Origin of the sequence: Azospirillum baldaniorum, from assembly GCF_003119195.2 — a bacterium.
Classification (GTDB): domain Bacteria; phylum Pseudomonadota; class Alphaproteobacteria; order Azospirillales; family Azospirillaceae; genus Azospirillum; species Azospirillum baldaniorum.
On the sequence record NZ_CP022262.1, the window covers coordinates 47,123 to 65,555 of the forward strand.

Genomic DNA, 18,433 nt, shown 5'->3' on the forward strand with positions numbered 1-18,433 from the left:
CCGACCGCGATCCGGTTGCTCAGATGTGGTCGGAGGACAGGATGGCCTCGGCGTCGCCGCCGGTGCCGCGGCCCGGCAGGACCGCGTTCAGGACGACGCCCATCAGCGCCGACAGCGCCATCGAGGAGACGACGAAGCCGCCGTCGCCGAACTTCAGCGACGCCCCGCCGATGCCGATGACCAGGATGGTCGAGGAGATCAGCAGGTTGCGCTTGTCGCCCAGATCCACCTTGCCCTCGATCAGCGTGCGGATGCCCGAGGAGGCGATGACGCCGAACAGGGCGATGGACACGCCACCCATCACCGCCGTGGGGATGCTCGACAGGAAGGCCGACAGTTTGCCCACGAAGCCGAGGATGATGGCGAGCGTCGCCGCCCCGCCGATCACCCACACGCTGAACACGCGGGTCACCGCCAGCACGCCGATGTTCTCGCCGTAGGTCGTCGCCGGGGGGCCGCCCAGCGCGCCCGCCACCATGGTCGCCACGCCGTCGCCGAACACCGAGCGGTGCAGGCCCGGATCGGCGATGAAGTTGCGGCCGACGACGCGGCTCAGCACGATCTGCCCGCCGATGTGCTCGGCGATGGTGACCAGAGCCACCGGCGCCACCAGCAGGATCATCGCCCAGGCCGAGACGCCCTCCTTCATGCCCGAGAACAGCAGGTGGAAGTCGGGCATCCGCAGGAAGGGTGCGGCGGCGACCGGTCCGAAGTCCACCATCCCGAAGACCACGCCCAGCGCGTAGCCGGTCAGGATGCCCAGCAGGATCGGCACCACCGTGAAGAAGCCGCGCAGCACGATGGAGTAGAGGAAGATGCTGCCCAGCGTCGCCAGCGCCAGCAGGAAGTGCGGCAGGCTGTACTCGCCGCCGCCCGCGGTGTTCTGCGCCATGCCCACGGCGACCGAGGCGAGGCCGAGGCCGATCACCACGATCACCGGCCCGACGACGATGGGCGGCAGGATGGCCAGCAGCCAGCGCACGCCGAAGGCGCGGATCAGCAGGGCGACCGCCACATAGACCGCTCCCGCCGCACAGGCCCCGACCAGCGCGCCGCCGGTCCCGCCGATCTGGGTGGCGGCGACGATCGGGCCGATGAAGGCGAAGGAGGAGCCCAGATAGGCGGGCAGCCGCCACTTGGTGAAGGCCAGATAGATCAGGGTGCCCAGACCGCTGGTGACGAGCGCCACCGACGGGTCGAGACCGGTGAGGATCGGCACCAGCACGTTGGCGCCGAACATGGCGAACAGGTGCTGAAGGCTGAGCAGAAAGAAGGTGGCCGGGGGCGGACGGTCGTGGACGTCCAGCACCCGGTCGCGCGGGGCTGTCATGAACTGCGGTTCCCGTGTCGGTGGTTGCGCGGCAAGGGTTACTCCGCGACGGCCTGCCCGGTCAAACGCCACCATGCGGAATTTTTCGGCACAGGGCCCCCACAGGACCCGACGGCACCGTCATAGGCGTGAAATCATTCAACCGTTGCCTAAGCGATAGGCCATTCGTTAGTATGATGCTCGATAAAAATTCCCGTGAATGGACATGAAACTGCGTTCCTGCACGCGACGCGGGTTTGAGCGCCTGCTTTTAGAGTGATTGACCACATGGCCGACGAACTGTTTGCACAACTTACAGACACCCTTTCGTCGGCGAAGACGGTGGAGGAGCTGACACGCCCCCTGCTGTCGCTTCTGGAGCTGGTGACGGAGCTGGAAGCCACCTACCTCACCCGGATCGAGCTGGAACACGGCATCCAGCGCATTCTCTTCTCCTGCAACACCAAGACCCTGACCATTCCCGAAGGGCTGGCCGTTCCGTGGGAGGGCACGCTGTGCAAGCGGGCGCTCGACGAGGGGAAGCTCTACACCGACGACGTGCCCAGCTGCTGGGGCGACTCCGAGGCGGCGGCGGCGCTGGGCATCCGCACCTATGTCAGCACGCCCGTCCATCTCGACGACGGCAGCCTGTTCGGCACGCTCTGCGCCGCCAGTTCGGAGCAAAAGCCGCTGACGCCCAAGGGGGAACAGGTGCTGCGCCTGTTCGCCTCGCTGATCGCCCTTCACGTCCAGCGCGAACAGCTCCTGACCCAGTTCCGGGAATTGAACGCGGCACTGGAGTCCTATTCCTACACCGACGCGCTGACCGGCCTGCCGAACCGGCGCGCCGTCGTCGCGGAGCTGCACCGGCTGTTCGCCATGGCCGAACGGGCCGGCCAGAGCGTGCTGATCGGCTTCATCGACCTGGACGGCTTCAAGGCCATCAACGACACCCACGGGCACGAGGCGGGCGATGCGTTCCTGACCGAGGTGGGGCGGCGCATCGGCGCTGGGCTGCGGGCCGGCGACACGCTGGGCCGGCTGGGCGGCGACGAGTTCATCATCGTCGGCATGGGCGCCACGCCCGGCGCTGAGGGGGATGACGCCGCCGACGCGCTGCGCGAGCGGGTGGAGCCGCTGATCCGCGGCGTCTACCGCCTGGACAGCTGCGCCCTCGACTATCCGGGGGCGAGCGTCGGAGTGGTCAGCGCCGACCCCGGCACCACGACACCCGACGACGCGCTGCGCGCCGCCGACGCCGCCATGTATGTTCAGAAGAAGATCCGGCGGGCCGCCCGGGCCTGAGGTCCGGGCCAAGCACCGCCCGCGGCGATTGTCGGCGCCTTACGGGCCGCCGGCCACGCTCCAGGGATCGGGAGCGGTCACCTCGTAGGGCTGGGCGATGCCGCCCATCGACAGCGCGTGGACCGAGTTGCTGGTGAAGCCGCAGGCCTGCTCCGGATTCACGGCGGCGTTGGGACGGACGGCGTAGGGCCGCGGGGCGTCGGGCGACACCGACGTGGCCTTGGTGCGCACGACCAGCCCGTGGCCCGACGGAACGCTCTGCTCCACCCAGACCCACAGGACATCCGGGTTGTCGCGGAAACGGGTCAGCAGGGTGGACAGCGCCTCCGTGCAGGCGGCGTGGTCGAGCTGGTGGGCGCCGCGGTCGATGATCGCCGAGGCCGGTCCGGACGACGAGGCGTCCGCGGGGTTCCAGGTGAACGCCATGAGGCCGGACAGCGCGATGCCAGCGATGGAGGTTCCCCAGAGAACTCCGGAATCGAAACCGGAATCACCGTGACGGCTGGAATGATCGCGCATCGTGGTCCCTCTACAAAACACTCAACCGCTGCAACCGGCGTCCGCGTGTTCCCATCTGTTTGACAGGAAGGCAGGCCCGTGACGTTGATCCAGGACAAGCACCTTACGGCCTCGTCCTGCTCGTTGTTTATTGTGCACCGCAACATCGGCCCGTCAACACCCACCGGAAGCATGGCAGGGCTGATTCCATGCGCTTTCACGCCCGCGTGGCGATGACCGCGGCAATTTGCCGCTCCTCCGTGCCGGAGCACCGTGGCGACCGGCGGATGCGCCGTCGGCCGGCAGGCTCCCAGACAACGGGCCTGGCAACGACATGGTTCCCCGCCGCTGCCCGATTTGCCAACAAAGTCAGTTGGTTATATTTACGCACATTCAGGATTACAAACGAAGGCAACCCTTCAATCCCGCGCCCGCGGGGTCGATTGCGGACACGCGGACGCCATTCCCTTTCACCCGTGCCGCCGCCGCGCGCTATGGTGCGCGCGGCGACCAGCGGACCGGCAAGAGTCCGGGGCGCCCGCAAGAAGAACACGAGAACCGGAAGGGACGAGCATGAGTGACGAAACCCCCAGCCGCCGCGCCGCCGCGGCCTTCGCCCAGACCGCGGAAACCGGAACGCCGGTTGCCTTCGCCGATCTGGTGGCGTTGCTGGAGCGCATCTTCCTGCGCCACGGCACGTCGGAGCGGGTGGCGGCGATCCTGGCGGAGAACTGCGCGTCCTGCGAGCGCGACGGCTCCACCAGCCACGGCGTGTTCCGCATTCCCGGCTATGTCGGCTCGCTGAAGAGCGGCTGGGTGGACGGGCGGGCCGAGCCGACGGTGGAGGAGGCCGGTCCCGCCTTCCTGCGCGTCGACGCCGCCAACGGCTTCACCCAGCCCGCCTTCCTGGCCGCCCGCGACCGTTTCCTGGAGATGGTGCGCGACAACGGCGTCGCCGTGATGGCGATCCGCAACTCCCACCATTTCAGCGCCCTGTGGCCGGACGTCGAGCCCTTCGCGCGGGAGGGGTTGGTGGCGCTCTCCTTTGTCAACAGCTTCGCCTGCGTCGTGCCGTCGGGCGGCAAGGCCGCCGTCTACGGCACCAACCCGATGGCCTTCGCCACCCCGGTGGCCGGCGGCGACCCGATGGTGTTCGACCAGGCGGCCAGCTCCATGGCCAACGGCGACGTGCGCATCGCGGCGCGCGAGGGGCACGCCATCCCCGCCGGCTCCGGCGTGGACCGCGACGGCAAGCCGACCACCGACCCCAAGGCCGTTCTCGACGGCGGCGCCCTGCTGCCCTTCGGCGGCCACAAGGGCGGCTCCATCGCCTTCATGATCGAGGTGCTGGCGGCGGCGCTGACCGGCGGCAAATACTCGCGCGAGGTCGACTGGTCGGCCCATCCCGGCGCCGAGACGCCCTGCACCGGCCAGCTCTTCATCGTCATCGACCCGGAGCGCGGCGGGACCGGAGCCTTCGCCGACCGCGTCGCCGGCCTTATCGGAGACGTCAAGGAGGCGGGGCAGGACCGCATGCCGGGCGAGCGCCGGTACGCCCGCCGTGCCCGCACCCTGCGCGACGGCATCCCGCTGACCCCCGCCCGGCTGGCCGAGCTGCGCGCCCTGGCCGGCGACGCCTGACGCCCCTTCCCTCCTTCAAACCCGGTCGGTTCCCGCCATGACGACGCCCACCATCGCCACCCTGTCCCGCCAGCTCGACGACGGCGCCATCACCAGCCGCCAGCTCGTCGACGCCGCCCTCGCCGCCATCGCGGCCGGCGCCGAGGAGGCGCGCAAGACCTACACCGCCCTGCACGCCGAGCAGGCCCGCGCGGCGGCGGACGCCCAGGACCTGCTGCGCCGGGCCGGGCAGCGCCCCTCCCCGCTGGCCGGACTGCCGATCTCGGTCAAGGACCTGTTCGACGAGGCCGGGCACGTCACGCGGGCCGGGTCGCGGGCGCTGGAGGGTGCCGCCCCGGCCAGCCGCGACGCCGACGCGGTGGCCCGGCTGCGCGCCGCCGGGGCGGTGGTGGTGGGGCGAACCAACATGACGGAGTTCGCCTTCTCCGGCGTCGGCATCAACCCGCATTACGGCACCCCCGGCAACCCCGCCGATCCCGCGCGCATCCCCGGCGGCTCGTCGTCGGGCGCCGGAGTGTCGGTGGCGGCCGGCCATGTCCCGCTGGCGCTCGGCACCGACACCGGTGGGTCGATCCGCATCCCGGCGGCGCTGTGCGGCCTCGTCGGCTTCAAGCCGACGCAGCGCCGGGTGTCGCTGCGCGGCGCCCTGCCGCTGTCCTGGTCGCTCGATTCCATCGGGCCGCTCGCCCGCACGGTGGAATGCTGCGCCATCGCCGACGCCGTCCTGGCCGGCGAGGCGGAGTGGGTGCCGCCGCCGGTCGGGCTGGCCGGGCTGCGCTTCGCCGTGCCGCAGACGGTGGTCCTCGACGGATTGGAGGACGCGGTGGCCGCCGCCTTCGACGCCGCCTGCCGCCGCCTGTCCGAGGCCGGGGCGCGCATCGTCGAGATTCCCATGGCGGAGCTGGCGGAGATCGGCCCGGCCAACGCCAAGGGCGGCCTGCCCGCGGCGGAGGCGGCCCACTGGCACCGCGACCTGCTGGCGGAGAAGGGCGACCTCTACGACCCGCGCGTCCGCGTCCGCATCGAGCGCGGCCGGACCATGAGCGCCGTCGATTACATCGAGGTGGCGCAGCGCCGCGCCGACCTGATCGCCCGCACCGACCGGACCACGGCGGACTACGACGCGCTGCTGATGCCGACCGTGCCGCTGCTGGCGCCGCGCATCGACGCCTTCGCCGAGGACGCGGAGTTCGCCCGGCTGAACCTGCTGCTGCTGCGCAACTGCGCCCTGTTCAACTTCCTGGACCGCTGCGCCATCAGCCTGCCGATGCAGCGCGCCGGCGACCTGCCCAGCGGCCTGATGCTGGTCGGCGCGGCCGGTGCCGACCGCCGCCTGCTGTCCATCGCCGCCGCGATGGAGCCGGTGGTGGGCGCCTGACGCGAAGGGGGCGGACCGAGGGCGCCGCCCCCGTCAGAATCCCAGGGCGCAGCCGTCCTTGCGGTGGTCAGAGCCGGCGATCAGCAGACCGGCCGCGTGGTCGATCCAGATCGCCTGTCCGCCGCCCATCGGCTCGTCCCGGCGGACCACCGTGTGGCCGCGGTGCGCCAGCTCCGCCGCGGTGTCCTCGGCCACGGTGGGCTCGATCTCCAGAACGCCGTTGAAGGCGAAGCTGCGCGGCTGGTCGATGGCCGCCTGGACGTCCAGCCCGCGGTCGAGCACCGCCGACACGAAGGCGCCGTGCCCGGCCGCTTGGTAATGGCCGCCCATCACCCCGAAGGGGCAGACCGCGCGCCCATCCTTGCGGATCAGGCCGGGGATGATGGTGTGAAGCGGGCGGCGCCGCGGCGCCAGGGCGTTGGGGTGCCCCTCGGTCAGGCGGAAGGAGGTGCCGCGGCTGTGCAGGAGGACGCCGGTCGCCGGGTCGAGCTGCACGCTGCCGAAGCTGTGGAAGATCGAGTTGATGAAGGAAATGGCGTTGCCGTCGCGGTCGACGACGCTGAGGCAGACCGTGTCCTTGTGCTCCGCCTCCGTCCACAGCGTGGGGGCCTGGGCGCGGGCCGGGTCGATGCGGCGGCGCAGCGCCGCCGTCGCCTCCGCCGACAGCAGCGCCGCGGCGGCGTCCGGTCCGCCCTCCCCCACCAGGACGTCGCGGTGGTGGTAGGCGAGCTTGGTCGCCTCCGCGTGCAGATGGTGGCGGTCGGCGTCGCCGACCGACGGCGACAGGTCGAAGCCGCCCAGCGCGTTCAGGATCATCAGCGCGGCGAGGCCCTGGCCGTTGGGCGGGCATTCCAGGATCTCGTAGCCGCGGTAGTCGGTGGCGATCGGCGTCACATACTCCGCCCCGTCCTGCGCCGCCGCGAAGTCGTCCAGCGTGTGCAGCCCGCCGCGGGCGCGCAGGAAGCCGACCAGCGAGTCCGCCGTGGCCCCGCTGTAGAAGGCGGCCGCCCCGTGCGCCGCGATGTCCCGCAGCCGTTGGCCGAGCAGGGGCTGGGCGTGGCGCTCCCCGGCGCGCGGCGCGCGGCCTCCGGGCAGGAAGACGGCGCGGCAACCCTCGTCCGCCGCCAGCAGGGGGACCGCCGCCGCCCAGTCCTGGGCCACCCGCGGGGAGACGCCGTAGCCCTCCTCGGCGTAGCGGATGGCGCGGCGGAAGACCCGGTCGAGCGGCAGTCGCCCGTGGTCGGCGTGGAGCCGCGTCCAGGCGGCGACGGCGCCCGGCACGGTGACCGCGTGGGCGCCGTGGCGCGGGATCTCGCCGGTGACACCCAGCCCGGCCAGACGCTCCACGCTCGCGGCGGCGGGGGCGCGCCCGCTGCCGTTCAGGGCGACCACCGGCCCGTTCGCCGGGGCGTAGAGGGCAAATCCGTCGCCGCCGATGCCGGTCATGTGCGGCTCGACCACGCATTGCACCGCGACGGCAGCGATGGCCGCGTCCACGGCGTTGCCGCCCGCCGCCAGGATCTCCAGCGCCGCCGCGCTCGCCAGCGGGTGCGAGGTGGCCACCGCGGCCTCCGTCGCCACCAGCGCCGACCGTCCGGGCCGGCAGAAGTCACGCATCACGATAGGGGCCTCCGGACCGGGAGAGAGGATCAATGGGGGCTGCGGCGCAGGGGGACCACGCGGCGCCCCCGCCCCTCCGGCTCTTCCGCGCCGTGGGCGTGCACTTTCTTGAGCTGGATGACGTAACGCTCGGCGCCGTTGACCATCACGGCGATGACGGTCGGCCCGTTCGCCCAGTCGCTGGGCACGAGGTGAAGTTCCTTGATGCGCGCGGTTCCGGCGGTCAGCTCCGCAAGGTCCAGAACCTCGTCCCCGGCGCGAAACCCCAGATATTCATCGACGATCATGGCGTCCGGCGGCAGTGTCTTGGCGGCAGTGATCCCAAGCCTATCAGCACCGCGGGCGGCGGGCCACCGTACAGGCCGCCGCCCGGCGCTTTTTCATAGGGGGGCTTACGGACGGCGCGTCAGGTGGCAAAACGAGTCATATGGCAAAACGAGTCATATGATTGTCCCAGCGGAAGTCGGCCAGCCGCAGACCGTCACCCGGCAGGTCCGGCGCCGCGCCGACCGTCCGGAGGGTGCCCAGCCCGCTGCTCGCCAGGAAACCGTCGCCGTCCGGGGCGATGCCGCAGCCATCGGGCAGCGCCGCCGACCCCAGCCACGCGCCGGTGGCGTCGTCCCACAGCCCGATGATGCCGCCCTTGGGCGAACTGGCCGCGACCTTGCCCTTGTCGGCGGCGACGCTGCCGATGTAGCCCTCGAACCGGGACAGCTCGTCGTCCGGCGTCTCGAACAGGCGCACCGCGCCGCCGCCCGGACGGTGCGTGCCGGTCAGCGGCTGGAGCATGCCGACGGGCCGCTCGTCCTGCGCGCCGAAGGCGATTCCGCCGTCGGCCAGGGCGGCGATGTGGCGGATGCCGAGGTTCGCGTGCTCCTCCGGCAGGCGGACCTGATCGAGCAGCTTCCCGCTCGCCACCTCGACGTAGGTGATCGAGGAGTCCATCTCGTCCAGGTTCAGCTTGGCCCGCCCGGTGTCCGGATGGGTGATGACGCCGCCGTTGCCGACCGCCAGGACCGTGCCGTCCGCGATCATCAGAAGCTCGTGCGGCCCCAGCCCATGGGTCGGCATCGCGCCGACGCGGCGATAGCCGTCCATCGCGTCGTAGACGCCGATCGACCCGGTCTCGCGCGGCACGTCGTCCTCCGCCACGTAGAGCAGCCGCCCGTCGGTAGAGAAGGCGCCGTGACCGGTGAAGCGGCGGTCGTCCGGCGCGCGGATCACCGGCCCTGGACGCCCATCAGCCAGAGAGAGCGGCATGAACCAGCGCCCAGGACGACGAGCGAAGGCGACCGCCTCGGCCCGCGTCGGGTGAACGACGATGCCGTGGGCGCGGCCCGGCGTCGGGGTGGTGAAGCGCACCTCCGCCGCCCCATCCAGCGCCGCCACGCCATAGTCCGGCGATGCCGCCGCGGTGGCGTAGGCGTTGAGGAACAGCGTGCCCCCGACGGTCTCCGCCCGCGCCGGCCCCAGGAGGGCGCTGAGCAGACCGCCTCCAAGCAGACTGCCCCCAAGCAGACCGCCACCAATCAGGAACAGAGTGCCCCGGCGGGTCGCGTCCATCGCTCAGTCTCCATCCAGTTCGTTGAAGCCGATGCTGATGTCCAGCAACGGCGCGACGGTGCCGGTCAGCAGGTTGCGCAGGTCCTTGGCCCGTTGCAGGGTGGCCTCCACGGTCTTGCGCTTGGCCGGGTCGGCGACGGCGACGTTGATCGGCGCGGGGATCGCCTCGGCGGCGCGGACCGCGGCGGTGAAGCCCTCCTCCAGCGCGCGGCGGGCCTGCGCGCCGGCATCGCCGGCGGGCAGCAGCGCGGTCAGGCCCGGTCCGCCGCCCTCGCCCAGCAGCAGGGCGCGCAGCGCCTCCAGGTTGATGCGGACGTTGCGGGCCGACTGGCCGCTGCGCAGCGCCTCGGCCACCGCCGGCTTGGCCTCCCCGGCGTTGGGGCCGAGCGGCGCCAGCAGCTTCTGGTCGGCGACCACCTGAAGGGCGGTGAGCGACCCGGTGAAGAGGACGTTGACCGCCGACCCGGCGTCGGGGCCGAGCGCGGTCTGCTCCCCGGCGGCCAGCGGCGCCTCCAGCGCCTTCCAGCCGTCGCGGACCTCGCGGCTGATGGCGAGGACGTTCTGCGCCACCGCGGCGGCCAGCGCGCCGCGGAAGCGCCCGGCCTCATCCCCCTGGAACGACGCGGCGGTGACGCCCTCGTCGAACAGCAGCCGCTCCAGCGCGGTCAGCCCCTGCACCGCGGCGCTCTGGCGGGCCAGCCCGCCCGGCTCCAGCAGCTTGGGGTCGCGGGCCTTCAGCATGGCGAGGATCTGGCGCTGCACCACCCCGGCCCGCTCCGGCCAGAAGGCGATGCGGTCGGCGCGCAGCTCCATCGACAGCGGCCCGGCGCGCAGATGCTGGACGCCGGCCCAGGCGTCGTAGACGGCGCGGTGGGCGGCGCGGCAGCTCTCCAGCCCGTCCGCCGTCGGCGCCGCGGCGAACTGGGCCAGCCGCTCCGCGTAGATGCCGGCGGCACCGGCCAGCGCGTCGAAGCGCGGCAGGGCATGGGTTCGGACCAGACCGCCCAGCACGGCGGCGTCCCCCGCCGGCTCCCGCGCCGCCAGGGCGAAGCGGCCCGGCAGAAGGATCGACAGGGCGGCGGCCGACATCAGGCCGATCATGCGGCGGCGTTGCATCTCATCACCTATGCCATTCAAACCGTGTGGACTTTAGAGCCCCAGAACGAAACGCACCAACTTTTCCCGGTCATTGCGCGGCAGGGCCATGAAGGCGCCGCGCGCCTTGTCCGCCTCGCCGCCGTGCCACAGGATGGCCTCGGTGACGCTGCGCGCGCGCCCGTCGTGGAGCAGGGCGAGCTTGCCATCGGACTCCGCCAGCCGCTTCATTCCCCACAGCGGCGTCGTGCGCCAGTCGCGGCCGCGCGCCTCGCCCATCGCCACGCCGTCGGCCAAGTCTTCTCCGAGGTCGTGGAGAAGCAGGTCGCTGTAGGGGAAGATCGTTCGGCGGGACAGCGCGGGATGCGCGGCGTCCTCCCCCGTGGTGAAGGAGGGACGATGACAGGACGCGCAGCCGGTGGCGGCGAACAGCGCGCTTCCCGCCGTGTCGCGCGGCGCCTCCAGCCCGCCGTCGGGCGGCAGGGTGCGCAGATAGCCGTCGATCAGCCCGATCACCGTGGAGGGGATCTCCAGCCCCTCATACTGCGGGGAGTCGCCGTGCGGGGCGTTCCGGCATTCGGTCTGCGCCGGGGTGCAGTCGCCCCAGGGCTCGGGATAGGCCGGGGTGGACATGCCGATGTCGAGGCTGAAGGCCTCGGAATTCTGGCGGTGCAGCGTCGGGTGGACGGCCTTCCAGCCGAAGCGGCCGAGTTGCCGCGTGCCCTCCGGCGCCACCCAGTTGGGGCGCCCGGCGATGCCGTCGCCGTCGCGGTCCTCCGGATCGGCGCCGGCCAGGATATCGGCCTCGGGGATGCGCTCCAGCAGGCCCATGCCGCGCACGGACGGGGCGATGCGGGCGGAGATCGCCGTCGCCTCGGCCAGCGGCCCGTAATTGAGGTCGGTGACGGTCACCACCGGCCGGCGCAGCGTCGCCGTGTCGCCGTCGGGGAAGCGCACCGTCTCGTCGCGGTAGCTCAAGGCGGGCTTGCCCTCGATGGCGAAGCCGAGGACCGCGTTGGTCTGGATCTGCCGCCCATAGACGGGGTCGCCGCTGAGCTTCAGCGCGTAGCCGACGCCGCGGTCGTCGGGCGTATCGGGGTCGGGCGGGCGCCCCTGGCGGGCCGCCGGATGGCAGGCGGCGCAGGAGCGGGCGTCGTAGAGCGGACCCAGCCCGTCGTTGGCGTGCGTCACCGTGGGGGCGCTGACCCACATCCGCCGGAACAGCTTCTCGCCGATCCGGGTGTCGAGATCGCCCGCCACCGCCGGCAGGGCCGGCAGCAGGGCGAGCAGGAAGGCGAAGCGGGCTTTCATCGGTCGGGCGGGCATCGGTCGGGCAGAGTGCCCCATTCCATGAAGACGAAAAGGCCGGGCTGCGGCCCCTCCCCCGCGCGGGCGGTCGGTGGGGAGCGGACAACGCCGCCCCACGCGGGAAGAAGGGTCGCAACCCGTGGTCCGCCGGCTTACTTGCCGACGTCTTACTTCCCGACGGCCGACGGGTTGTCGAGGCTGTCCGAACCGGCCAGCTCGACCGAAACGCCCAGGGCGGCGACGACGCCTTCCAAAGCCTTCTTCTGGTCGACCAGACGGTCCACCGCGGTCGAAATGATCGCGTTGCCCTCGGTGTTGTCGGTGCCGATCATCTGGTCGTAGGCCATCTTGCCGCTGTCGGCGGTGTCCTTCATGACCTTCATCGCGGCGGTGGTGGCGGTCATCGCCTCCTTCACCTTGGCGTCGGCCTCCGGCGCGGTGGCGGCGACGTACTGAGACAGCGACGGGCCGGTCACGACCTTGCCGTCCACGCGGGTGTAGCGCCCGTTGTAGACGTTCACCATGCCGACCTGGTCGTAATAGTGCGAGTTGTGGGTGTTGTCGGAGAAGCAGTCATGCTCCTCCTCCGGATCGTGCAGCATGAGGCCGAGCTTCATGCGCTCGCCGGCCAGTTCGCCGTAGCTGAGGCTGCCGAGGCCGGTCAGGATGCGGGCGACGCCCTCCGACTCCTTGGCCTTGGCGATGGAGGCGCGGGCCTTGCCCTTGGCCCCCCAGGCCTTGGCCATCTCCTCCAGATCCTCGACCAGCATCTGGGTGGCGACGGTCAGGAACTGGGCGCGGCGGTCGCAATTGCCGTTGGTGCAGTCCTTGCCCTTGGCGTAGTCGGTCGCCTTGCGGTCGCCGGCGCCCGGACCCGTGCCGTTCAGGTCCTGGCCCCACAGCAGGAACTCGACGGCGTGGTAGCCGGTCGCCACGTTGGCCTCGACCTTGCCGGCCTCGTGCAGCGTGTCGGCCAACAACTCCTTGGTGATCTTGCGGGCGTCGATGGTCTTGTCGCCGGCCTTGATCTTCGGGTTGGCGATCACGTTGGCCTTGGCGAACGGGTTGCTGTCGCCGCCGGCGTAGCTGTCGTCCACATAGTCGATCAGGCCCTCGTCGAGCGGCCAGGCGTTGACCTTGCCTTCCCAGGCGTCGACGATCGGGTTGCCGAAGCGGAAGGCCTCGGTCTGCATGTAGGGGACGCGGGCGTTCAGCCACGCCGTGCGGGCGGCGGCCAGCGTCGCGTCCGACGGGTTGGCCACCAGCGCGTCGATGGCCTTCTTCAGCGCCTTGGCGGTGCTGGCGGAGTCCTCGTAGCTGGCCTGGGCGATGTCGGCGTAGGTCTTCACCACGTCCTTGTAGGCGGGCTTGGACGACTGGGCGTCGGCGGCGAGCGGCGCCAGCGCGATGAGAGCCGCGGCGGCAAAGCCGGAGGCGTGCTTGAACATGAAGGTCTCCTCAAGCGTCGGTGATCGTTGGCGTGAGAGCCATGAAAGTGCGAAGCATTCTCAACATGCGCCGCTAATCACTCTCATTGTCAAGATGCATTTGCCAAGCAGGGCGCGCATTGCCGAATTTGCGGCGGACGGCGGGGCCATGGCGGCGGCCCCACCCGCCCACGCTCACTTCACCAGCGGTTCGTAACGGGCGTCGGTCAGCGTCTTCATGAAGGCGACCAGCGCCTTGATTCGGCGGTCGTCGAGCGCCGGGCCCTCCTCCAGCTCCTTGATGGAGACGGTGGCGGCGATTTCCGGATTGCCCCAGGGCTTGCCGGTTTCCGGGTTGATCTGGTCGGCCGGCTTGCGGCTGTTGTACTTGTTGTAGAAGCGGACGACGGTCTCAAGGTCCTTGAAGACGCCGTTGTGCATGTAGGGGCCGGTCACCGCGACGTTGCGCAGGGTCGGCGTCTTGAACTTCCCCTCATAAGCCTTCTGACCCTTCAGCGCCGGATTCTCGGCCAGCCCGCGGTCGATGTGCGTCGGCGCCACCCCGTTGGCCGCCCGCAGCTCCGCGTTCACCGGCACGCCGATGTTGTGGTACTCGTAGTTGGTGAAGACCTCGTTCGTCGCCGCCGGCATCGCGTTCAGCTTGTGGCAGACGTTGCAGTTGGTGAACTGCTGCGAGAAGAACAGGGTCATCCCCAGCTCCTCCTCGCCGGTCATCTTGTAGTCGCCGCGCAGATAGCGGTCGTACTTGGAGTCGAAGGGCGAGAAGACGTCGGTCTTTTCGAAGGCGGCGATGCTGTCGGTCATCGCGTCGTATGCGCGGTCGGCGTCGTCCAGCACCCCGGCGCCGTAGAGGGCGACGAAGCTCCGTGCGTAGTCGGCGTTCTCCTTCAGCCGCCCCTGCACCTCCGCCTTGGAGGCCATGGCCATCTCGGCGGGGTTCAGCGGCGGACCGCCGGCCTGCTCCTGGAGAGTGGCGGCGCGGCCGTCGTGGAACTGCCCGCCGAAGGGAACCCCGTTGGCCTTGAAACCGAAGCGCGGGGCGAGATGGGCGTAGGCGGCGGTCGGCGCGTTGCGGTCGCCCAGTGACTTGCCGTCGGCCCCCAGCGACGCCGCGCCGCGTGGGTCGGCGAAGCCGAATTCCGGGTTGTGGCAGGTCGCGCAGGACTGGCTGCGCGTGGAGGACAGGTTGTTGTCGAAGAACAGCGCCTTGCCCAGCTCGGCCTTGGCCCTCTGCAGGTCTGTCTTCTGCGTCGCCGCCGGATCGGCGGCCATGCCGGACGCGCTGGCGATCAACAGGGCGGACAGCGCCGCAGCCGGCGCGACATATTTGCCGAACAATGACATCCTGACTCTCGCTCCTTGACGGCGGTGGTCCATGGCCGCAATCCATGGCGGGGGACCGCCGGCAGTATCCATGCCCTTCGGCCTGGATGATAGTTATTCTCATTATCACGAACGTGCGACCTATTGCCACTGGTCGTAGAACCGGCGGGATTAACTCCTCGTCCCGTTCGTCCGGCCCTGCTCCCGGATGGACGATCCGGTACGGGGGCTCTGGCATGACGGAAAAGGGTACCCCGACCCGGCTACCGATTCTGCTTCGCCAACCGGCGAACCAGCCACCATTCCGAGGTGATGCGGCACCACCGCCGGGACTCCGAATGCTCCGCGCACCGCGAAAGGAGCGGCGGCGGCGGCACTGGTACAATCCCGTCATGGTCCGATAATCGCTTCAAATTCTAATCATTTCCTTCCAAAGCGATCCGACTGCCATTCACGCCCTCGAACAGCGCTCTCCTTCCCGTTTCTTTGGCCCGGCTCTTCTGCACATGGCAGCGCCTGCGCTTTGCCTGAAGGCAGCGCGAAAAGTTGCGTTGCGGATCGCGAAGACAACGGCACCGGCCCGCCGGACTACCCCTATCGATAGGTTTATTAAAATGTCGGGCTTCGACATCCTGAAATCACAGACGCCGTGCATTCCCTGAAAATCAGTAATCAAACCCCTCCGCTTCACAGTGATGAAGCGAAAACCCTTCGCGTTGCAATTATCAACGGAGACAATCAATGACCCTGTTCGCCAACATCCGCGCCATCATTTCCCCGGTTCAGGCCGCCACCAAGGACCGCAAGGGCATTACGGCCCTCGAATACGGTCTGGCGGCGGCGCTTGTCGCGCTGGTCATCATCGGCGGCGCCCGCACCTTCGGCACCAACGTCAGCACCCTGTTCACCGGCATCGGCACCACGGTCAGCGGCACCTCGACGAAAATTCCGTAAACGCCGCTCCTTCCCCATCTCACGCAAAGCTCCCGCCATGGATACGATCGCGGTCTTCGATCCCCTCTCCCTGGCACTGCCCATGGCGGGGCTTGCGCTGGGCTGGGCGGCGGCGGACGACCTGTGCCGGCGCATCATTCCGGATACGGCGTCCATCCTCCTTGCCACCCTCGGCCTCGCGCTTCCGCTGTGGCAGGGCGCCCCCTTTCCCTGGGTCAGCCTTGCCGCCGCCGCCACGCTGTTCGTCGTCCTGTGCGTCCTTCACGGACGGGGCTGGCTGGGCGGCGGGGACGTGAAGCTGGCCTCCGCCATCCTGCTGCTGGTCGGGGTGGAGCGGGCCGCCCCCTTCGCGACCGCCACCGCGCTGGCCGGCGGGGTGCTCTCCCTCCTCTATCTCGCCGGATGGCTGGCGCTGCGCAACGCCCGCCCGGCGCGCCGGTTGCTGCGCCGCTTCGGCGGTCGGCCCGGCCCGGCCCACATCCTGGCCCATCTCCTGGCGGCCGAGGCGCACCGCGTCGCCACCCGCCATTCCGTGCCCTACGGCGTCGCCCTGGCCGCCGGCGGGCTGCTCACCCTCTCCAACCCCACCGGAGGAGCGGCATGGTTCTGAGAGTGCTTTTCCTGTCCCTGCTGCTCGTCGGGCTGTCGCTGGTGGGCTACGTGTCCTTCTCGATGCTGCCGGCCCCGACCGCCGCCGTCGCGGTGCCGGCGCCCCAGGCGCCGATGGACTCCGTTCTGGTCGCCGCCCGCCCGATCTCCACCGGCATGCTTCTGCGCGCCGAGGATCTGCGCTGGGAGCCCTGGCCGCCGGGCCGCCTCGGCGACGGCTACATGGTGCGGGGCCGCGTCGCGGAGAGCGCCTACAGCGGCGCGGTCACCCGCCGGTCCTTCGCGGCGGGCGAGCCGATCATGGCCGGCCACATCGTGGCGCCGGGGGAGCGCGGCTTCCTCGCGGCCGTCCTGTCGCCGGGCAGCCGCGCCGTCTCGGTGGCGGTGGACGCGGTCAGCGCGACCGGCGGGCTGATCTGGCCGGGCGACCGCGTGGACCTGATCCTGACCCAGAATTTCGAATCCCAGGCGGGGCGCGACCTGCGCAGCCGGGCGGTCGGCGAGACCGTCCTGCAGAACCTGCGCGTCATCGCCATCGACCAGCAGCTCGGCGAGGCGGGCATGGCGAAGAACGGGCCGGACGGGCGCATCCCCCGCACCGTGACGCTGGAGGTCACCGCCCGTCAGAGCGAGACGGTCACCGTCGCCGCCGCCATGGGCAAGCTCTCGCTGGCGCTGCGCAGCCTGCTTTCCGACGAGACCGTCCTCACCACGAGCAATGTGGAAGCCGCTTCGGCCCCGACCTGGGCCGAGGACGTGTCGCCCGCCCTGCGCCAGCTTCCCGCACCCCACAGCGCGGAGGCGCCCGCCGCCCGCCGCCCGGCGCTGCTCATCATCCGCGGCTCCAAGACGGAAACGCTCGAACGCTGAACCGGCGCGCCGACCCAGGGGGGACGAAGTCATGACGATGGCAACCATCAACACCACAAGCCGGGTCGCGGCCTTCAGGATCATGGGGGCGGCCCTCCTGGCCGGGCTGTTCGCGGCGCTGGCCGCGGCGCCCGCCCAATCCCAGCAATCCCAGGCGCAGCAGCGCCCCCGCGAGATCACGCTGGAGGTCGGCGGCGGCCAGCCGGTCAACCTGCCGGCCCCGGCGGCCAGCGTCTTCACCTCCGCCCCGGAAATCGCCGACGTGCAGGCGTCCGGCCCGCAGGCTTTCTTCATCGTCGCCAAGACGCCGGGACGGGCCAGCGTCTACGCCCTCTCGGCGGACAACAAGCCGCTCGCCGCCTTCAGCGTCGTCGTCACCATGCCGGTCGGCGACCTGCGGTCGAAGCTGGTCGCCCAGGTCCCCAACGCCGCCATCGACGTGCAGAGCACCGGCAACGGCATCACGCTGACCGGCACCGTCTCCTCCCCCGCCACGGCGCGGCAGATGGTCGAGCTGGCCGAGCGCTACGTCGGGCAGGGGCAGACCGTCACCAACCGCCTGACCGTCGCCTCCCCCGCCCAGGTGAACCTGCGGGTCCGCGTCGCCGAGGTGTCGCGCCAGGTAACCAAGGAACTGGGCGTCAATTTCGAGAGCATGTTCAACATCGGTTCCTTCGCCTTCGGGATCGCCACCGGGCGCCCCATTCTCGACGCAGCCGGCAACCTGATCCGCGCCCTCCCGCCGACCAACTCCTTCGGCGGCAGCTACCGCTCCAGCAATGGGCGGGTGGACATCAACACGGTGGTGGACGCGCTGGCCGAGGACGGGCTGATCACCGTGCTGGCCGAGCCGAACCTGACCGCCCTGTCCGGCGAGACGGCCAGCTTCCTGGCTGGCGGCGAGTTCCCCATCCCGGTCGCCCAGTACGACCGCACCACCACCATCCAGTTCAAGAAATACGGCGTCAGCCTGGACTTCACCCCGACCGTGCTGGGCGGTGGCCAGATCAGCATGCGCGTCCGCCCGGAGGTCAGCGAGCTGACCAACAACGGCGCCGTCGTGGTCGACTCCATCCGCATCCCCGGCCTGTCGGTGCGCCGCGCCGAGACGACCATCGAACTGGCCAGCGGGCAGAGCTTCGCCATCGCCGGCCTGCTCCAGAACAACACCTCGGCGACGCTGGACGCCGTGCCGGGACTGGGCGACGTACCAGTGCTGGGGGCGCTGTTCCACTCCAGCAAGTTCCGCCGCAACGAGACGGAGCTGGTTATCGTCGTGACCCCCTACCTCGTCCGCCCGGTGTCCGCCGCCAACGCCCTGTCCGCCCCAACCGACGGCTTCGTCGCGGCGACCGACGTGGAGCGCATCTTCCTGAACCGCGCCCAGAGCCTGCAGCCCCCGGCCGGCGGCAGCAGCGCGGCCGGCACCGCCCCGCTCGCTATCGGGCCGGGCGCCGCCCGCCTGCACGGCGACGCCGGCTTCAGCCTCCAATGACCCCTTTTGCGGAGCAC

16 protein-coding genes are annotated in these 18,433 nt (G+C 70.8%); 7 read left to right on the forward strand and 9 right to left on the reverse strand.

Going from position 1 to position 18,433, the window contains the following annotated elements; genetic code table 11:
- Positions 1 to 19: 19 nt before the first annotated feature.
- Positions 20 to 1,330, reverse strand: a complete 1,311-nt coding sequence (locus Sp245p_RS31580; protein ID WP_014200047.1) for a solute carrier family 23 protein — start codon at positions 1,328 to 1,330, stop codon at positions 20 to 22.
- Positions 1,331 to 1,597: 267 nt separating this feature from the next.
- On the opposite strand from Sp245p_RS31580, the gene Sp245p_RS31585 reads away from it, so the two are divergent.
- Positions 1,598 to 2,614: a sensor domain-containing diguanylate cyclase gene (locus tag Sp245p_RS31585; protein WP_014200048.1), complete on the forward strand. Its 1,017-nt coding sequence runs from the start codon at positions 1,598 to 1,600 to the stop codon at positions 2,612 to 2,614.
- 39 nt (positions 2,615 to 2,653) lie between these two features.
- Here Sp245p_RS31585 and Sp245p_RS31590 read toward each other — a convergent pair whose 3' ends face one another.
- Positions 2,654 to 3,133, reverse strand: coding sequence for a hypothetical protein (locus Sp245p_RS31590; RefSeq protein ID WP_014200049.1), 480 nt, complete (start codon positions 3,131 to 3,133; stop codon positions 2,654 to 2,656).
- 552 nt (positions 3,134 to 3,685) lie between these two features.
- Between Sp245p_RS31590 and Sp245p_RS31595 the strand changes: the two genes are divergently transcribed.
- Both Sp245p_RS31595 and Sp245p_RS31600 read left to right on the forward strand, forming a co-directional pair.
- Entirely contained in the window at positions 3,686 to 4,753 is a 1,068-nt protein-coding gene (locus Sp245p_RS31595; RefSeq protein ID WP_014200050.1) for an Ldh family oxidoreductase, read from the forward strand.
- 37 nt (positions 4,754 to 4,790) lie between these two features.
- Positions 4,791 to 6,131 (forward strand): amidase, encoded by a 1,341-nt coding sequence (locus tag Sp245p_RS31600; protein WP_109139259.1) that lies wholly within the window; start codon positions 4,791 to 4,793, stop codon positions 6,129 to 6,131.
- Between the two features lie 33 nt (positions 6,132 to 6,164).
- Here Sp245p_RS31600 and Sp245p_RS31605 read toward each other — a convergent pair whose 3' ends face one another.
- From Sp245p_RS31605 to Sp245p_RS31635, 7 genes are all read right to left on the reverse strand, one after another.
- Positions 6,165 to 7,748 (reverse strand): gamma-glutamyltransferase family protein, encoded by a 1,584-nt coding sequence (locus tag Sp245p_RS31605; RefSeq protein WP_041814378.1) that lies wholly within the window; start codon positions 7,746 to 7,748, stop codon positions 6,165 to 6,167.
- Between the two features lie 32 nt (positions 7,749 to 7,780).
- Positions 7,781 to 8,038, reverse strand: a complete 258-nt coding sequence (locus tag Sp245p_RS31610) for a hypothetical protein (RefSeq protein WP_014200053.1) — start codon at positions 8,036 to 8,038, stop codon at positions 7,781 to 7,783.
- A 136-nt stretch (positions 8,039 to 8,174) separates the two neighbouring features.
- Complete coding sequence (locus Sp245p_RS31615) at positions 8,175 to 9,314, reverse strand: DUF1513 domain-containing protein (RefSeq protein ID WP_109139260.1); 1,140 nt, start codon at positions 9,312 to 9,314, stop codon at positions 8,175 to 8,177.
- Positions 9,315 to 9,317: 3 nt separating this feature from the next.
- The gene (locus Sp245p_RS31620; RefSeq protein ID WP_109139261.1) at positions 9,318 to 10,430 is read right to left on the reverse strand and encodes an imelysin family protein; all 1,113 of its coding nucleotides are present in this window, start codon (positions 10,428 to 10,430) and stop codon (positions 9,318 to 9,320) included.
- A 33-nt stretch (positions 10,431 to 10,463) separates the two neighbouring features.
- Positions 10,464 to 11,720, reverse strand: coding sequence for a di-heme oxidoreductase family protein (locus tag Sp245p_RS31625; protein ID WP_014200057.1), 1,257 nt, complete (start codon positions 11,718 to 11,720; stop codon positions 10,464 to 10,466).
- Positions 11,721 to 11,884: 164 nt separating this feature from the next.
- Entirely contained in the window at positions 11,885 to 13,165 is a 1,281-nt protein-coding gene (locus Sp245p_RS31630) for an imelysin family protein (RefSeq protein WP_014200058.1), read from the reverse strand.
- 174 nt (positions 13,166 to 13,339) lie between these two features.
- A complete protein-coding gene (locus Sp245p_RS31635) occupies positions 13,340 to 14,509 on the reverse strand; it encodes a cytochrome-c peroxidase (protein WP_014200059.1) in 1,170 nt (389 codons plus the stop codon).
- Positions 14,510 to 15,229: 720 nt separating this feature from the next.
- Between Sp245p_RS31635 and Sp245p_RS31640 the strand changes: the two genes are divergently transcribed.
- The 4 genes from Sp245p_RS31640 to Sp245p_RS31655 are packed head-to-tail and all read left to right on the forward strand — an operon-like array spanning position 15,230 to position 18,416.
- Positions 15,230 to 15,442: a Flp family type IVb pilin gene (locus tag Sp245p_RS31640; RefSeq protein ID WP_014200062.1), complete on the forward strand. Its 213-nt coding sequence runs from the start codon at positions 15,230 to 15,232 to the stop codon at positions 15,440 to 15,442.
- Between the two features lie 37 nt (positions 15,443 to 15,479).
- Positions 15,480 to 16,052, forward strand: a complete 573-nt coding sequence (locus Sp245p_RS31645) for an A24 family peptidase (RefSeq protein ID WP_014200063.1) — start codon at positions 15,480 to 15,482, stop codon at positions 16,050 to 16,052.
- A complete protein-coding gene (cpaB, locus tag Sp245p_RS31650; RefSeq protein WP_158310472.1) occupies positions 16,043 to 16,921 on the forward strand; it encodes a Flp pilus assembly protein CpaB in 879 nt (292 codons plus the stop codon). The genes Sp245p_RS31645 and cpaB overlap by 10 nt, the downstream gene beginning before the upstream one ends.
- A gap of 31 nt (positions 16,922 to 16,952) precedes the next feature.
- The gene (locus Sp245p_RS31655; RefSeq protein ID WP_014200065.1) at positions 16,953 to 18,416 is read left to right on the forward strand and encodes a type II and III secretion system protein family protein; all 1,464 of its coding nucleotides are present in this window, start codon (positions 16,953 to 16,955) and stop codon (positions 18,414 to 18,416) included.
- Positions 18,417 to 18,433 lie beyond the last annotated feature (17 nt).

Bases quoted from the DNA above. Each gene is read 5' to 3' on its own strand.
- Sp245p_RS31580 (WP_014200047.1), bottom strand. From the start codon at position 1,330: ATGACAGCCCCGCGCGACCGGGTGCTGGACGTCCACGACCGTCCGCCC.
- Sp245p_RS31585 (WP_014200048.1), top strand. From the start codon at position 1,598: ATGGCCGACGAACTGTTTGCACAACTTACAGACACCCTTTCGTCGGCG.
- Sp245p_RS31590 (WP_014200049.1), bottom strand. From the start codon at position 3,133: ATGCGCGATCATTCCAGCCGTCACGGTGATTCCGGTTTCGATTCCGGA.
- Sp245p_RS31595 (WP_014200050.1), top strand. From the start codon at position 3,686: ATGAGTGACGAAACCCCCAGCCGCCGCGCCGCCGCGGCCTTCGCCCAG.
- Sp245p_RS31600 (WP_109139259.1), top strand. From the start codon at position 4,791: ATGACGACGCCCACCATCGCCACCCTGTCCCGCCAGCTCGACGACGGC.
- Sp245p_RS31605 (WP_041814378.1), bottom strand. From the start codon at position 7,748: ATGCGTGACTTCTGCCGGCCCGGACGGTCGGCGCTGGTGGCGACGGAG.
- Sp245p_RS31610 (WP_014200053.1), bottom strand. From the start codon at position 8,038: ATGATCGTCGATGAATATCTGGGGTTTCGCGCCGGGGACGAGGTTCTG.
- Sp245p_RS31615 (WP_109139260.1), bottom strand. From the start codon at position 9,314: ATGGACGCGACCCGCCGGGGCACTCTGTTCCTGATTGGTGGCGGTCTG.
- Sp245p_RS31620 (WP_109139261.1), bottom strand. From the start codon at position 10,430: ATGCAACGCCGCCGCATGATCGGCCTGATGTCGGCCGCCGCCCTGTCG.
- Sp245p_RS31625 (WP_014200057.1), bottom strand. From the start codon at position 11,720: ATGAAAGCCCGCTTCGCCTTCCTGCTCGCCCTGCTGCCGGCCCTGCCG.
- Sp245p_RS31630 (WP_014200058.1), bottom strand. From the start codon at position 13,165: ATGTTCAAGCACGCCTCCGGCTTTGCCGCCGCGGCTCTCATCGCGCTG.
- Sp245p_RS31635 (WP_014200059.1), bottom strand. From the start codon at position 14,509: ATGTCATTGTTCGGCAAATATGTCGCGCCGGCTGCGGCGCTGTCCGCC.
- Sp245p_RS31640 (WP_014200062.1), top strand. From the start codon at position 15,230: ATGACCCTGTTCGCCAACATCCGCGCCATCATTTCCCCGGTTCAGGCC.
- Sp245p_RS31645 (WP_014200063.1), top strand. From the start codon at position 15,480: ATGGATACGATCGCGGTCTTCGATCCCCTCTCCCTGGCACTGCCCATG.
- cpaB (WP_158310472.1), top strand. From the start codon at position 16,043: ATGGTTCTGAGAGTGCTTTTCCTGTCCCTGCTGCTCGTCGGGCTGTCG.
- Sp245p_RS31655 (WP_014200065.1), top strand. From the start codon at position 16,953: ATGACGATGGCAACCATCAACACCACAAGCCGGGTCGCGGCCTTCAGG.